The organism is Labilithrix sp. (assembly GCA_019637155.1).
In the GTDB taxonomy this organism is placed as follows: Bacteria; Myxococcota_A; Polyangia; order Polyangiales; family Polyangiaceae; genus Labilithrix.
Genome location: JAHBWE010000007.1, coordinates 271,746 through 284,873, shown reverse-complemented (window position 1 = coordinate 284,873; position 13,128 = coordinate 271,746). Strand labels below are relative to the sequence as shown.

Genomic DNA, 13,128 nt, shown 5'->3' with positions numbered 1-13,128 from the left:
CAGCGCATCAGCCGGATCGTTTGCGGCTCCGCGGCGCCCTGGGCTACGAAGGGCGCTCGTCTATGCGCATCGCCATCACGGGCACCGGCCTCTTCACCCCTCCGCACTCGATCTCGAACGACGAGCTCGTCGCCGCGTTCAACACCTGGGTCGACGCCGAGAACGCGAAGCACGCGGACGCGATCGCGAACGGCGACAAGAAGGCGCTCGAGAGATCCTCCGCCGAGTTCATCACGAGCGCGTCCGGCATCGGCCGCCGCTACGCGATGGACCGCACCGGCATCCTCGACCCGAACGTGATGCGCCCCCACATCGCGGAGCGCTCGAACGACGCGCAGTCGATCCAGTGCGAGATGTCCGTCGCCGCGGCGAAGGACGCGATGGCGCAAGCCGGCGTCGGCCCCGAGGACGTCGGCGCCGTCATCGTCGCGTGCTCGAACCAGCAGCGCGCCTACCCCGCGATCAGCGTCGAGGTCCAGGAGGCGCTCGGCACGAAGGGCTTCGCGTTCGACATGAACGTCGCGTGCTCCTCCGCCACCTTCGGCATCAACGTCGCGCACGACCTCGTGAAGGCGGGCAGCGTGAAGCGCGCGCTCGTCGTCTCCCCAGAGATCTGCACCGGCCACCTCAACTTCCGCGACCGCGAGAGCCACTTCATCTTCGGTGACGCGTGCACCGCCGTCGTCGTCGAGGACCTCGAAGCGTCGAGCGCGAAGGAGGCCTGGGAGATCGTCGGCACGCGCCTCGCGACGAAGTACTCGAACAACATCCGCAACAACGCGGGCTTCCTCGGCCGCTGCGCGCCGGAGCACCGCGACGACGCGGACAAGCTCTTCGTCCAGCGCGGCCGCGCGGTGTTCAAGGAGGTCTCCCCCATGGTCGCCGACCTCATCGCGAGCCACCTCGAGAGCACCGGCATCGCGCCGACCGCGATCCGCCGCATGTGGCTCCACCAGGCGAACGGCACGATGAACCAGTGGATCGCGCGCAAGATCCTCGGCCGCGACGCGACCGCGGAAGAGTCCCCCTCCGTCCTCGAGGAGTACGCGAACACGAGCTCCTGCGGCTCGATCATCACCTTCCACAAACACCGCGCCGGCCTCGCCGCCGGCGACGTCGGCGTCATCTGCTCGTTCGGCGCCGGCTACTCCGTCGGCAGCGTCATCGTGAAGAAGACACGAGGCGCACACGCCGCGACCTGAGGACAGCGTTCTTCTTTTTAGGTGCCCATCCCCCGTCCGTGCTCGGCCTTCGGCCTGCGCGCGGGCGGCCCTTCCCAAAGCCTCGCTTCGCTCGGCAGGGAAGGGACATCGGGTGCGGCTCCGCCCTCTACCGCCGCCCCTGCATCCGGTTCCGCGATCCGAAGCGTGACCGGCGTGCGAGATGGAGCAGCGCGGTCAGGCCCACGAGCCATGCGGTGTCGGCGCGGCGTGGCGGGCCCGGAGCCGCCGCGCAGCTCGGCTCCTCGCACTGCGTGCTGTAGCCGCCGCGCGGGGTCGGGTCGCACTGGCCGCCGGCGAGGACCTGCTGGTCGAGCACCGTGCGGACGCCGTCGGGGCGGTAGATCGTGCAGATGCCTTCGATGTCGTCGGGGCGGAGGATGCGCTGCTGCGTCTGGCCTCGCCCGTAGTAGGCGTACATCGTCGAATCCACCACGTCGGAGTGGTTCAAGCCGAGGAAGTGCCCCGCCTCGTGCGTCGCGACGGAGAGGAAGTCGTACTCGTTCGGCGCGACGGGATCGCGGACCGCGAGCGGATCCATGTCGAACATGTTCAGCTCCATGTCCGCGCCGTAGAGCTCGCCGGTCTTGGCGTCGAAGCGCGTCGTCACGAGGCCGTAGGTCGTCTTCGCGTGCGGCCACGACTCGTCGCGGAAGATGATGACGTTCTGGTTCGCCGCCCCCGACACGTACTCGACGCGCGCGCAGTCGACGGGACCGAGATCGCGCACGTCGATGCTCGGACGCGTGCGGCCGTTCGCGTCGGCGGGGCACGTCGCGCCCGTCCAGCGCGTGAAGGCTTGCGACATCCCGTTCGCCGCCTCCTCGTAGGAGATCCGCTTCGAGCCGCTCCCCTGGATGCTGTACCCGACGCAGGTGTTCTTCCAGAAGAGCGGGACCCCGTCGAGCTTGCACCCGAGCTTCGTCGCGTCGTGATCGGCCGCGACCTTCTCCGTGCGCGTGCGGCAGAACGCGTGCGCGCCGCCGCTCGTCAGGACGAGCGAGAGGCCGAACGAGAGGCCGAGCGCCGCCGCCAGAAGAGCGCCGCGCCGAGCGCGCCCGCGATGAGACCGCCGCCCCGCCATCGAGGTACGCCGAACGCTACCACGGCGCAGCTCGGCTCCTCGCATTGCGTGCTGTAGCCGCCGCGCGGGGTCGGGTCACACTGCGGCGCGACGAGCACCTGCGTGTTGAGCACCGTGCGCTGGCCGTCGGGGCGGTAGACGCTGCACACCGCGTCGATGTCGTCGGGCGTGAGGTTCCGCTGCACGGTCTGGCCCGGGAGGTAGCGCGCGAACATCGTCGAGCTTCGCTGATCGGAGTGGCCCATGCCGAGGAAGTGCCCCGCCTCGTGCGTCGCGACGGAGAGGAAGTCGTACTCGTTCGGCGCGACGGGATCGCGGACCGCGAGCGGGTCCATGTCGAACGTGTTGAGCTCCATGTCCGCGCCGAAGATCTCGCCGTTCTCGCGGTTGAAGCGCACGGTGGTGAGGCCGAGCACCTGCTTGCCGTGCCTCCACTCCTCGTCGCGGAAGAGGACCACGTTCTGGTTCGCGGCGCCGGAGACGTACTCGATCTTCGAGCAGTCGACGGGACCGAGGTCGCGCACGTCGATGCTCGGGCGCGTGCGGCCGGTCACCGGATCGGCCGGGCAGGTCGCGCCCGTCCAGCGCGTGAACGCCTGCGAGAGGCCGTTCGCCGCCTCCTCGTAGGCGATCTTCTTCGAGCCCGCGCGGAAGATGCTGTAGCCGACGCACGCGTTCTGCCAGAAGAGCGGGACGCCATCGAGCTTGCAGCCGAAGGTCGCCGCGTCGTAGTCGGCCGCGACCGCGACGGTGCGCGTCCGGCAGAACGCCGAGGCGTCGCGCGTCATCGCCCCGAACGCAGCGACCGCGCCGAGGAAGGCGAAGGAACGAGAGCGAAGAGGCAAGCGCCCCGTATCCTAGCGCACGGACCTCACGGGGGAGGGACGATCAGGCGGATGCCCTGCTTCACGACGTCGATGCGGACGGTGGGGCTCGCGGGCCACTCTTCGCCGTCGAGCTGGGTCGCGAGGGGGGCGCCGCCGGGGGGATCGATGAGCGTGAGCTCCATCGACGAGCCGCGGAGGAGGGGGGAGTGCTCGACGCCGATCTCGTTCAGCATCTTCTCCGTGATCGGGTTGCCCTCCAGATCGATGATCGCCTTCGAGGCCCAGTCGCGCTTTCCCTGGAACGGGACGAGCTCGAAGACGCCGTCGTCGTGCTGGCTCGTGTCGTCGAGGACCCAGGCGCCGGCGTAGACGCGCGTGTTCTTGACGATGAGATCGGTGAGCCCGTCGATCGCGATCCGCTTCCCGTCGATGATGCCCTCGACCCGGAGCTTGTCGTCGATGACGTACGACTCGAGGAACGTCTTCAGGAACGCGCCCGCGTACACCGCGTGATCGCGATAGAGCTCCTTCAGCGGACCGAGCGTCTCCACCACCGCGCGGTCCTTGTTCCGCTGCGCGAGCACGCGCGCAGAGAGGCCCCAGCCGCAGGAGTCGAAGAAGTAGTCGGGCGGACCCCCGCCCGCGCGGTACACCCCGACGTCGAGGCGCGTCTCGTGGCCGGCGCGGATGACCTCGACGTTCCGCTCGAGCGCCTCCGCGGTCGCCTCGAGGCCGAAGCTCTTCCCCTGATCGTTCGCCGTCCCGGTCGGCATCATCCCGAGCGCGACGCGCTCCTTCGCGGCGCTCGTGTAGAGGCCGGCCGCGACCTCGCGGAACGTGCCGTCGCCGCCCATCGCGATGACGACGCGGACGCCGGGGGCGGCCTCGAGCGCGGCGCGCACCGCCGCGACGGTGCCGCCCTTCGGGAGCGTCGGGAGGAGGCGCGCCGCGAGGCCGGCGCGCTTCAGGAGATCGAGCGCCTCGTCGATGCGCTCCTGGTTCTTGCCGCTCTGCGCGGTGGGGTTGCCGACCAAGAGGTGCGTCGTCATTCTCGGGCGATCTTACTTCGCGAGGTAGCGGCGGACCATGCGCGCGACCTCGGCCGGGTAGCGGCCCGACGCGACGAGGTCGGCGTACTCCTGCGCGCCGACGCGGGCGAGGAACACGACCGTGCGCACGACGAGGAGCGCCGCGACGTCGAGGTCGACCTCGGCGAGCTCGGCCGATCGCCGCTCGAGCGCGCCGCGCACGACCGCGACCGCGGCGGTGACGAGCTCGGCGTTGACCTGCACGACGTGGCCGAGCTCGATCTGCATCTTGCCGAAGGTGGCGACGCGCGTCGCGACCATGTCGAACGCGTGCTTCACGACCTCCTCGACGACGACGTCGAAGCGCTCCTCGCGGAGGAGCGCGACGCGGCCGCCGAAGTCGTGCACCCCCGCCTCCCATTGCCGCCGCACGAGCGCGTTGAGCAGCACCTCCTTCGACGGGTAGTAGCGATAGAGCGTGCCCGCGCTCACGCCGGCGACGCGCGCGATCTCCTTCGTCGTCGCGGCCTGGAAGCCGACCCGCGCGGCGACCTGCTCCGTCGCGTCGAGGAGCGCCTTCACCGTCTCGTGCGCGCGCTCCTGCGTCGGGAGCGCGCGGGCCGCCTTCGATCGCGCCACTCGCGGAGCCTATGCCGAGAGCGGAACGATGCAGCGCGGAAACTGAGCCCCAGGGTCTCCGATCCGGTGATCGATTCGCTGCAACGAGTCGACTCGAAAGCGCTTTCGGGAGCGCGCCCGAAGTCGAGACCCCGCCGCCGGTCAGCGCGCCCCCGGCGCGGACGTGCGAGATCGCCGCTGATCCGTACGGTCGTTCAGATTCCGGTCTCGGCACGAAGGCTGCGTTGGCGCGCGCGTCTTCGACAGGAGCAGCCCATCATGACCCGAACCTCTCTCTTCGTTCCCTTCGCCGTCCTGCTCGCCGCGTGCGCGTCTCCCTCCGACGAGCCCGCCGCGGCGGAGTCCTTCGTCTCGAGCGACGAGCCCGGCGGCCCGAACGTGGCGCGCGTCTACATCCAGTACAACAGCAACTGGGCCTACCAGCAGGTCCTCCTCCATCGCGACGGCACGTACCACGTGATCCGCGGGCAGGAGGTCTTCACCGGCACGTGGGCCTTCGATCTCCCCACGAGCAAGGTCACGATGACGCCGGCGTCGGACTCCGCCGCGCCGCCCGAGCTCGAGTACCCCGTGAAGCGCGTCGACTGCGAGCCGCAAGGTTGGTACCCCGTCCTCATGCGCGGGCAGCGGAAGATGATCCCGTACGGCATCGACCCGCAGTTCGACGCGCAGTACTGCAGGCTCTGGGCGCCGTCGCCCTGATAGAGTCGCGTGCGTGCGCGCGCTGTCGGTCCTCAAGCACGCTTACGAGCTGTTCTCGGGGAAAGGTGCGCGTTTCCTCGGCGCCGCGATCGCGTTCTACGCGCTGCTCTCGGCCGCGCCGCTCTTCCTCCTCGTGCTCATGATCGTCGGCGCCGTGTTCGGACGCGGGCGGGCGGAGGAGGCGCTCTGGGGCGGGCTCGAGCGGTGGGTCGCGCCGGAGGGGCTCGCGACGGTCCGGCAGCTGACCGAGCGCTTCGAGCAGGTCGAGGGATCGCGGCGCGTCATCGGCCTGCTCGTCGTCGTCTACGGCAGCACGCGGCTCTTCCGCGCGCTGCGCCGCGCGCTCAACCAGCTCTGGGGGATCGACCTCGAGGCGATCGAGAGCCAGCGCAAGACGCACGTGAAGTACGGGCGGCGCTACGGCATCGGCCTCGCGCTCGCGCTCTTCGTCGCGCTCATGGTCGCCACGATCGTCGTGGAGAAATCGGCGTTCGCGTTCTTCGCGGTGCCGGCCGGCGTGGTGTGGGCGGTCGATCTCCTCACGTCGGGGCTCGGCACCTTCGTCCTCTTCACCGTGCTCTTCCGCGTGTTGCCGGAGACGGACGTGACGATGCGCGAGGCGCTCACGAGCGCGTTCGTGAGCACGTTGCTGTTCACGCTCGGCTCCACCCTCGTGACCACGTACGTCCGCCACAAGCACATGAACGACCTCTACGCCGGGGCGAGCGCGCTCGTGCTCGTGGTGGTGTGGGTCTACTACTCCGCGCAGGTCTTCTTCTTCGGCGCGTGCGTCGGCGCAGCATTGCGCCAGGAGCAGAGGTCGGCGATGCTCGCGCCATGAGCATCGACGTTCAGGTCACGGCGGGCGGCACGGTCAAGAACGGCGCGGCGAGCGTCGACCCGACGACGGTCGCGCGCTGCTCGCTCTGTTCGAAGGACGTGGAGGCGTCGGTCGGCATCGGCGCCGACCGCACCGCGTGCGCGCCGTGCCTGCGCGATCGCCTCGACGCGCTCAGCGTGGCGAGGTTCCGGCTCCACTCGGAGTCGGGTCCGCGCTCGATCCCTTGGGGGAAGGTGACGGGCTGACGTACCGGTCGAGGAACGAGAACGTGTCCCGCCAGCACTGCCGCGCGCTCTCCCGCATCACGAAGGCGTGGAACGCGTGGAGCTCGCCCGGGTAGTAGCGGGTCTCGTTCGGCACGCCCAGCACGTCGAGCGCCTCGCTCAAGCGACGCGTGTCCGGCAGGAGCGGGTCCTTCGTCCCGACCGGCAAGAAGAACGGCGGGATCGGGCGGGCCGGCTCCTCGCCGCGCTCGAAGAACACGACCGGATCGGCGAGGTCGAGGCCGTGCGGCCACGGGCCCGGGCCGAGGTACGCCTGCTCGACCTCGTGGAGGCGGTCCGCGATGAAGGGCGACATCTTCGGCTTCCGCCGCTTGAGGCGCTGGAGGTCGCTCACCTGGAAGACGCCGCACGCGGGCACGACCGCGCGCGGGACGACGCCGGTCGCGAAGGCCCGCCGCGCGAAGGGCTCCTCCCGCTCGTACGCGAGCGCGATCGCGAGGCTCGTGACGAGGTTCGCGCCCGCCGACTCCCCCGCGAGGACGACGCGGCTCGTGTCGCCGCCGTAGCGCGCGGCGTTCGCGGTCATCCACGCGAACGCGGCGCACACGTCGTCGATCGCGGCGGGGAAGCGGTGGCTCGGCGCGAGGCGGTAGCTGATGCTGAACACGATGAAGCCGCGGCGCGCGAAGCCGAGGCCCATCACCCAGTGCGTGTCCTTCGAGAGGATGCGGAAGCCGCCGCCGTGCACGTAGAACACGATCGGCCACGGGCCCTCGCCTTGCCGATCCGGCAGCGGACGCCAGACGTCGAGGAGGTGCTCGCGCGCGCTCGAGCCCGGGACGTAGGCGACGTCGGCGACGTGCTCGACGCCGTGATGGGAGGGCTTCGACTTGGGGTGCAGCTTGGCGAGGCGCGCCGCGCCGTTGAAGAAGCCGTCGACGACCGCCGCCCCGACGCGGCGGCGCACGTTCGTGATCATCAGAACTCGAATACCATGCCCGCCGCCCACGTGCTCGTGCCCACGCGGAAGGAGTCTCCGCCGAAGCCGTTGAGCGAGAGCCAGTAGTACTCGAGGTAGATCGACGTCGTGTTGATGCCGGTCGTCGCGTCCATCGTGCGCGACGCGCCGCGATCGAAGAAGTCGAGCGGGAGCGCGACGCCGACCGCGGCGTGCGTTCCGGTCGACGCGCCGCTGCCCTTCACGCCGCCGAAGCGCGCGGTGCCGGTCGCGTCGGAGGCCTCCCAAAGCCCGACGCCGACGCCGGCCTTGCCGTAGGGCATCAGCGGGAAGCCGAAGCTCCGCCACAGCGTGTCGATGCGGAGCACGGCGGCGAGGTACAGCGGGTAGATCGAGAGCCCGTACTCGTCGCCCGACTCGCGCCCGGACACCGTGCGCGCGGTCCGGCTCATCGAGACGAAGCCGACGCCGAGGCCGGGTCCGATCGTCCCGACGCCGGGGATGCGCCAGAACTGCCAGTCGAGCTCGAGCCCGAGGAACATGCGCGGGCTGGCGCCGAAGCTCGTCTTGAAGGGCTGCCCCTGGAGACCAGGTTCTTCGTCGATCTGGGGATAATAGGGAGAGACGCGGATTTCGAGCGCGAAGTTCTGCGCGGAGCGGTAGGGGCTCTTCGTCTCGGGCGTGCCGAGCTCGAACGCGTGCGCGTCTCGCGTGAAGAAGAGGAGCCCTACGACAGCGGCGACGGCGACGGCCGCACGCTTCACTTGCTCGTCCTCCGCGTCTTGATGCGGCGCCGGACGAGCGACGCGCCGAGCACGGCCGCGCCGGCGAGGACACCGACGCTGCCGACCGGCGTCTCGCTCGTAGCCCTGCACCCGCCGCCGCCCTGGCCGCCGGAGCTCCGGTAGTTCTGCCAGAAGTCGTTCGTCTCCTCGGGGAAGTCGCAGATGACGCTCGAGAGCGGCCCGACGTTGTTGAACGCGTCGGTCGCCGCGACCGCGAGCGCGTAGGTCGTTCCGTTCTGGAGCTTCGCGCCGCGGAGGGACTCGGCCGCGACGGTGGTGCCGCTGTTGCCGGTGATCGATCCGCAGGCGAAGCACCCGTCGAACGCGGCGCTCGGGATGACGCTCGCGCCGAAGTTGGAGCTGCTGCACGTGGCTTCGGCGGGCGGCGCGCCGGAGTCCTCTTCTTCCGCCCCCGCGTCGTCGCAGAGCTCGAACGTGCCGCCGTCGCCGGCGTCTTCGGTCGTGCACGCGGGCGAGATGGTCGTCGTCGTCCCGGCGTCTTCGGTGCCGGTGACGGTCGTCCCCGCGTCGGCGGTCGCGCCGCTGACCGCGGCGCGCTCCTCCGCGAGCCTCTTGCAGCTCTCGTTGTCGGTCGGCAGCGTCGTGTTGCCGTTCGTGTCGCAATAGATCTTCACGCCGGTGAGGACGCTCACGCCGCCCTCGCCGCTGATGTTGTTCCACTCCATCGTGAGGCGGCCGTTGCCGGGCTTCGCGGTGAGGCCGGTCGGCGCGGCGGGGCCGATCGTGTCGACCTGCACGCTGAGGTTCTTCGTCGACGCCGGGGTGCCGACCTGACCGGGCGCGAAGTAGAGGAAGTGGATCGTGATCGTCGTGAGGTCGACCCTCCCGCAGATCGCGGCCGAGTCGTCCGGCGTCTGCTGGTTGAGCGCGCCGGCCATGATCTTGCGCACCGGGATGCGCACGCGCGGCGTGAGCTCGAGGGGGATGCCGCTCACGAGCTGCCAGCACGTGCGCGCGACGCCGGTCCGGTTCTGCTGGGGTCCGCAGTCGCCGCCCGAGACCGAGGCCCACGCCTCGAGGGTCGCGTTGCCGACGAAGCCGCCGAGCTGGAGCATGAAGAGGATCTGCTGATCCTCGACGCAGTCCTGGTAGCTGACGCCCTCCGGCGTGTACTGGAGCGGCCGCTTGTTGATCTGGTCGCCGTTGGCGTCCAGGCGCGGGAGCGACTGCTCCTGGAACACGGCGATCGTCGCCTGCGCGTGCGCGAGGCGCGGCGCGATCACGACGAACATGGCGGCGAGGAAGCTCGTGAGGAGCAGGCGCCGGAGCAAGCGGGCACACATAGACGACGTACCGAGCCGCGCAGCATAGCGCGTGCCACCGCTCGATGGTCGGAATCCTTGCGGTCACGTGGGGTTGGCCCGCCTCCGCGCCCGCCAACCTGGCAGCGATCGCGGCCGCTCCGCGCGCGGCCTGCCATTCTGGCAACGCCCGCTCGCGCTCAGTGGAGGCGGTGGCGGCGAAGCGCGTCCCACACCGCCGCGTCGGGATCGACGTCGACGAGCGGCTCGGGCGGCTGGAAGAGCGGAGGACGCTCGGGTGCGCGCGCCGGCTTGGGCGCGGTGACCTCGCGCTCGGGGACGGTCGACACCTCCGAAGGCGGCGGCAGGCGTTGGCTGGAGACGGGGCGCATGGTCCGGCGTGCGGGAGCAAGCGTGGTGCCGCCGCTCGAGCGCAGCGAAGTGCGCGGAAGCTGGCGCCGCGGAGAGGACCGGCGGACTCAGCGATCCCGCGCCGGGGACACCAGCAATGCTGACAATGGAGCGTCAGGTATCGCGCAATCGGACCGCGCGCCCGCGGCGTGCGCGCGGTCCGTCTGCTACGAACGGGGCCCCATGCGCGCGCTCGTCTCGTCCGCTCGTCCCGTCCCCGCCCTTCGCCGCGGGAAGGAGCCGGACGCGATCGAGGTGCGCGGCGCGCGCGAGCACAACCTCGACGTCCCGTTCCTCACGATCCCGAAGCGCGCGCTCGTCGTGTTCACCGGACCGTCCGGCTCCGGCAAGTCGAGCCTCGCGTTCGACACGCTCTACGCCGAGGGCCAGCGCCGCTACCTCGAGACGCTCTCCGCCTACGCGCGCCAGTTCCTCGGCCAGCTCGAGCGCCCCCACGTCGAGAAGATCCGCGGCCTCTCGCCGACGATCGCGATCGAGCAGAAGAGCGCCGCGTCGAACCCGCGCTCCACCGTCGGCACGATCACCGAGGTCATGGACTACCTCCGCGTGCTCTACGCGCGCGCCGGCCAGCAGCGCTGCACGCAGTGCGGGAAGCAGGTGAAGGCGCGGAGCGCGCAGGAGCTCGCGCAGGAGATCGCCGAGCTCCCGAAGGGCTCGAAGGTCCGCGTCCTCGCGCGCCTCGTCACCCATCGCAAGGGCGAGCACAAGGAGCTCTTCACCGACCTCAAGGCGCGCGGCTTCCTCCGCGTCGAGGTCGGCGGCGCGAGCCATTCGCTCGACGATCCGCCCGCGCTCCAGAAGCACGTGAAGCACACGATCGACCTCGTGATCGATCGCGTCATCATCGGCAGCGTCGCGCCGGCGCGCCTCGCCGAGGCGGTGGAGTCCGCGCTGCGGGAGGGCAAGGGCGAGCTCATCGCCGGCATCGACGACCGGCGCGTCGAGTACAGCGCGAACCGCGCCTGCTGCGGGCGGAGCTACCCCGAGCTGTCGCCGCAGAGCTTCTCCTTCAACTCGCCGCTCGGCATGTGCCCCGATTGCAACGGCCTCGGCACGCGCGCGGAGATCGATCCCGAGCTCGTCGTCGTCGACAAGTCGCTCTCGCTCAAGGACGGCGCGATCGCGCCGTGGGCGAGCGCGATGGCGCGCGGCGACGGCTGGGTGTTCCGCATCGCGTCCGCCGCGGCGAAGGCGTGCGGCGTGCGCCTCGACACGGCGTGGAAGGACATCCCGAAGGACAAGCAGAAGAAGCTCCTCTTCGGCCTCGGCGGGGAGAAGCTCGGCGTGAAGTGGGGGAGCCAATCGACCTCGAGCCACGGCACCTTCGAGGTGAAGTTCGCCGGCGTCATCCCCACGCTCGAGCGCCTCTACAAGGACACGTCGAGCGACATGATGCGCGACTGGTACGGTCGCTTCTTCCGCGATCGTCCGTGCAAGGCGTGCGGCGGCTCGCGGCTCCGCAAGGAGAGCCTCGCGGTCTACGTCGGCTCGAAGAACCTCGCCGAGGTCACGTCGCTCACGGTCGGCGCGGCGCTCGAGCACTCGCGCACGCTCTCGCTCACGAAGGCGCAGCGCACGATCGCGGAGGGCGCGCTCGTGGAGATCGACGCGCGGCTCCGCTTCCTCCTCGACGTCGGGCTCGACTACCTCACGCTCGATCGCTCCGGCCCCACGCTCTCGGGCGGCGAGGCGCAGCGCATCCGCCTCGCGAGCCAGCTCGGGAGCGAGCTCTCCGGCGTGATGTACGTCCTCGACGAGCCGTCGATCGGGCTCCACCCGCGCGACAACGCGCGCCTCATCGCGACGCTCCGTCACCTCCGCGATCTCGGCAACACCGTCCTCGTGGTCGAGCACGACGAGGAGACGATCCGCGCGGCCGATCACGTCGTCGACTTCGGTCCCGGCGCGGGGCACCTCGGCGGCAAGGTCGTCTCGGAGGGCACGCCCGACATGATCATGTCGGATCCGAACAGCCTGACCGGCGCGTTCCTGGTGGGGTACAAGCGCATCGAGGTGCCGGCGTCGCGACGCGCGGCGAAGGGGAAGATCGAGATCAAGGGCGCGCGCGAGCACAACCTCCGCCGGGTCGACGTGAGCATCCCGCTCGGCGTCCTCTGCTGCGTCACCGGCGTGAGCGGCGCGGGGAAGAGCTCGCTCGTGAACGGCATCCTGCTCCCGGCGCTGGGTCGTCACCTCCACGGCTCGCAGGACGCGGTCGGCGCGCACGACAAGCTCACCGGCATCGACGCGCTCGACAAGGTGATCGCGATCGATCAGAAGCCGATCGGCCGCACGCCGCGCTCGAACCCCGGCACGTACACGAAGGCGTTCGATTGCATCCGCGACGTGTTCGCGCAGCTCCCCGACGCGCGCGCGCGCGGCTACGACGCGGGTCGCTTCTCGTTCAACGTGAAGGGCGGGCGCTGCGAGGCGTGCAGCGGCGACGGCGAGGTGAAGGTGGAGATGCACTTCCTCGCCGACGTGCGCGTGCCGTGCGAGGTCTGCGGCGGCACGCGCTTCAACGAGGCGACGCGCGAGATCCGCTTCAAGGGCAAGAACGTCGCGGACGTCCTCGACACGAGCGTCGACGAGTGCCGCGAGCTGTTCTCCGCGTTCCCGCAGCTCAAGCGCATCCTCGACACGCTCGTCTCGGTCGGCCTCGGCTACATGAAGATCGGGCAGCCGGCGCCGACGCTGTCGGGCGGCGAGGCGCAGCGCGTGAAGCTCTCGCGCGAGCTCGGCAAGACGCAGACGGGCAAGACGCTCTACGTCCTCGACGAGCCGACGACGGGCCTCCACTTCGAGGACATCCAGCGCCTCCTCTCGGTGCTCCAGCGCCTCGTCGACGCGGGCAACACGGTCGTCGTCATCGAGCACAACCTCGACGTCGTGAAGTGCGCGGACTGGATCGTCGACCTCGGCCCCGAGGGCGGCGCGGGCGGCGGCCTCGTCGTCGCGGAGGGCACGCCGGAGGACGTCGTCCGCGGCGCGAAGACGAGCGGCTCGCACACGGGCCGCTTCCTCGCGGAGCTCCTCAAGCCGCCGGCGCGGACCTCACGACGCCGCGCGTCCGACTCGAGAGGGCCTCGCCTGGCAACCTCGGCTCGATAGGAATACCCTACGGGC

General features: G+C 70.6%; 13 protein-coding genes. 5 read left to right on the top strand and 8 right to left on the bottom strand.

The genetic code is table 11. The features are described from left to right. Positions 1-62 precede the first annotated feature (62 nt). Entirely contained in the window at positions 63-1,202 is a 1,140-nt protein-coding gene (locus KF837_16990) for a beta-ketoacyl-ACP synthase III (GenBank protein ID MBX3229021.1), read from the top strand. 127 nt (positions 1,203-1,329) lie between these two features. Here the strand turns inward: KF837_16990 and KF837_16985 are convergent, their stop codons facing one another. Genes KF837_16985 through KF837_16970 form a run of 4 tightly spaced genes read right to left on the bottom strand, consistent with a single transcriptional unit; the run spans position 1,330 to position 4,798 of the window. Beyond that, on the bottom strand, positions 1,330-2,304 hold the full coding sequence (locus KF837_16985) for a matrixin family metalloprotease (GenBank protein MBX3229020.1): 975 nt from the start codon (positions 2,302-2,304) through the stop codon (positions 1,330-1,332). Continuing rightward, complete coding sequence (locus tag KF837_16980; GenBank protein ID MBX3229019.1) at positions 2,211-3,149, bottom strand: matrixin family metalloprotease; 939 nt, start codon at positions 3,147-3,149, stop codon at positions 2,211-2,213. The genes KF837_16985 and KF837_16980 overlap by 94 nt, the downstream gene beginning before the upstream one ends. A gap of 26 nt (positions 3,150-3,175) precedes the next feature. Then, a complete protein-coding gene (locus KF837_16975) occupies positions 3,176-4,180 on the bottom strand; it encodes a hypothetical protein (protein ID MBX3229018.1) in 1,005 nt (334 codons plus the stop codon). A 12-nt stretch (positions 4,181-4,192) separates the two neighbouring features. Continuing rightward, positions 4,193-4,798, bottom strand: coding sequence for a TetR/AcrR family transcriptional regulator (locus KF837_16970; protein ID MBX3229017.1), 606 nt, complete (start codon positions 4,796-4,798; stop codon positions 4,193-4,195). A 258-nt stretch (positions 4,799-5,056) separates the two neighbouring features. Here KF837_16970 and KF837_16965 point away from each other — a divergent pair, with 258 nt between their 5' ends. From KF837_16965 to KF837_16955, 3 genes are read left to right on the top strand one after another with little or no spacing between them, the layout of a single operon-like run. Then, positions 5,057-5,500 (top strand): hypothetical protein, encoded by a 444-nt coding sequence (locus tag KF837_16965; GenBank protein ID MBX3229016.1) that lies wholly within the window; start codon positions 5,057-5,059, stop codon positions 5,498-5,500. A 13-nt stretch (positions 5,501-5,513) separates the two neighbouring features. After that, positions 5,514-6,341 (top strand): YihY/virulence factor BrkB family protein, encoded by an 828-nt coding sequence (locus KF837_16960; protein MBX3229015.1) that lies wholly within the window; start codon positions 5,514-5,516, stop codon positions 6,339-6,341. Continuing rightward, a complete protein-coding gene (locus KF837_16955) occupies positions 6,338-6,586 on the top strand; it encodes a hypothetical protein (protein MBX3229014.1) in 249 nt (82 codons plus the stop codon). The genes KF837_16960 and KF837_16955 overlap by 4 nt, the downstream gene beginning before the upstream one ends. Here the strand turns inward: KF837_16955 and KF837_16950 are convergent. The 4 genes from KF837_16950 to KF837_16935 form a co-directional block, all read right to left on the bottom strand. Further along, positions 6,513-7,544, bottom strand: coding sequence for an alpha/beta hydrolase (locus KF837_16950; protein ID MBX3229013.1), 1,032 nt, complete (start codon positions 7,542-7,544; stop codon positions 6,513-6,515). The genes KF837_16955 and KF837_16950 overlap by 74 nt on opposite strands. Further along, a complete protein-coding gene (locus KF837_16945; GenBank protein ID MBX3229012.1) occupies positions 7,544-8,287 on the bottom strand; it encodes a hypothetical protein in 744 nt (247 codons plus the stop codon). The genes KF837_16950 and KF837_16945 overlap by 1 nt, the downstream gene beginning before the upstream one ends. Beyond that, positions 8,284-9,600, bottom strand: a complete 1,317-nt coding sequence (locus KF837_16940) for a hypothetical protein (GenBank protein MBX3229011.1) — start codon at positions 9,598-9,600, stop codon at positions 8,284-8,286. Before KF837_16940 ends, KF837_16945 begins: the two co-directional genes overlap by 4 nt. Before the next feature lie 170 nt (positions 9,601-9,770). Further along, on the bottom strand, positions 9,771-9,962 hold the full coding sequence (locus tag KF837_16935) for a hypothetical protein (protein MBX3229010.1): 192 nt from the start codon (positions 9,960-9,962) through the stop codon (positions 9,771-9,773). A gap of 202 nt (positions 9,963-10,164) precedes the next feature. Between KF837_16935 and uvrA the strand changes: the two genes are divergently transcribed. Next, complete coding sequence (gene uvrA / locus KF837_16930; protein ID MBX3229009.1) at positions 10,165-13,113, top strand: excinuclease ABC subunit UvrA; 2,949 nt, start codon at positions 10,165-10,167, stop codon at positions 13,111-13,113. The last annotated feature ends 15 nt before the right edge of the window (positions 13,114-13,128 follow it).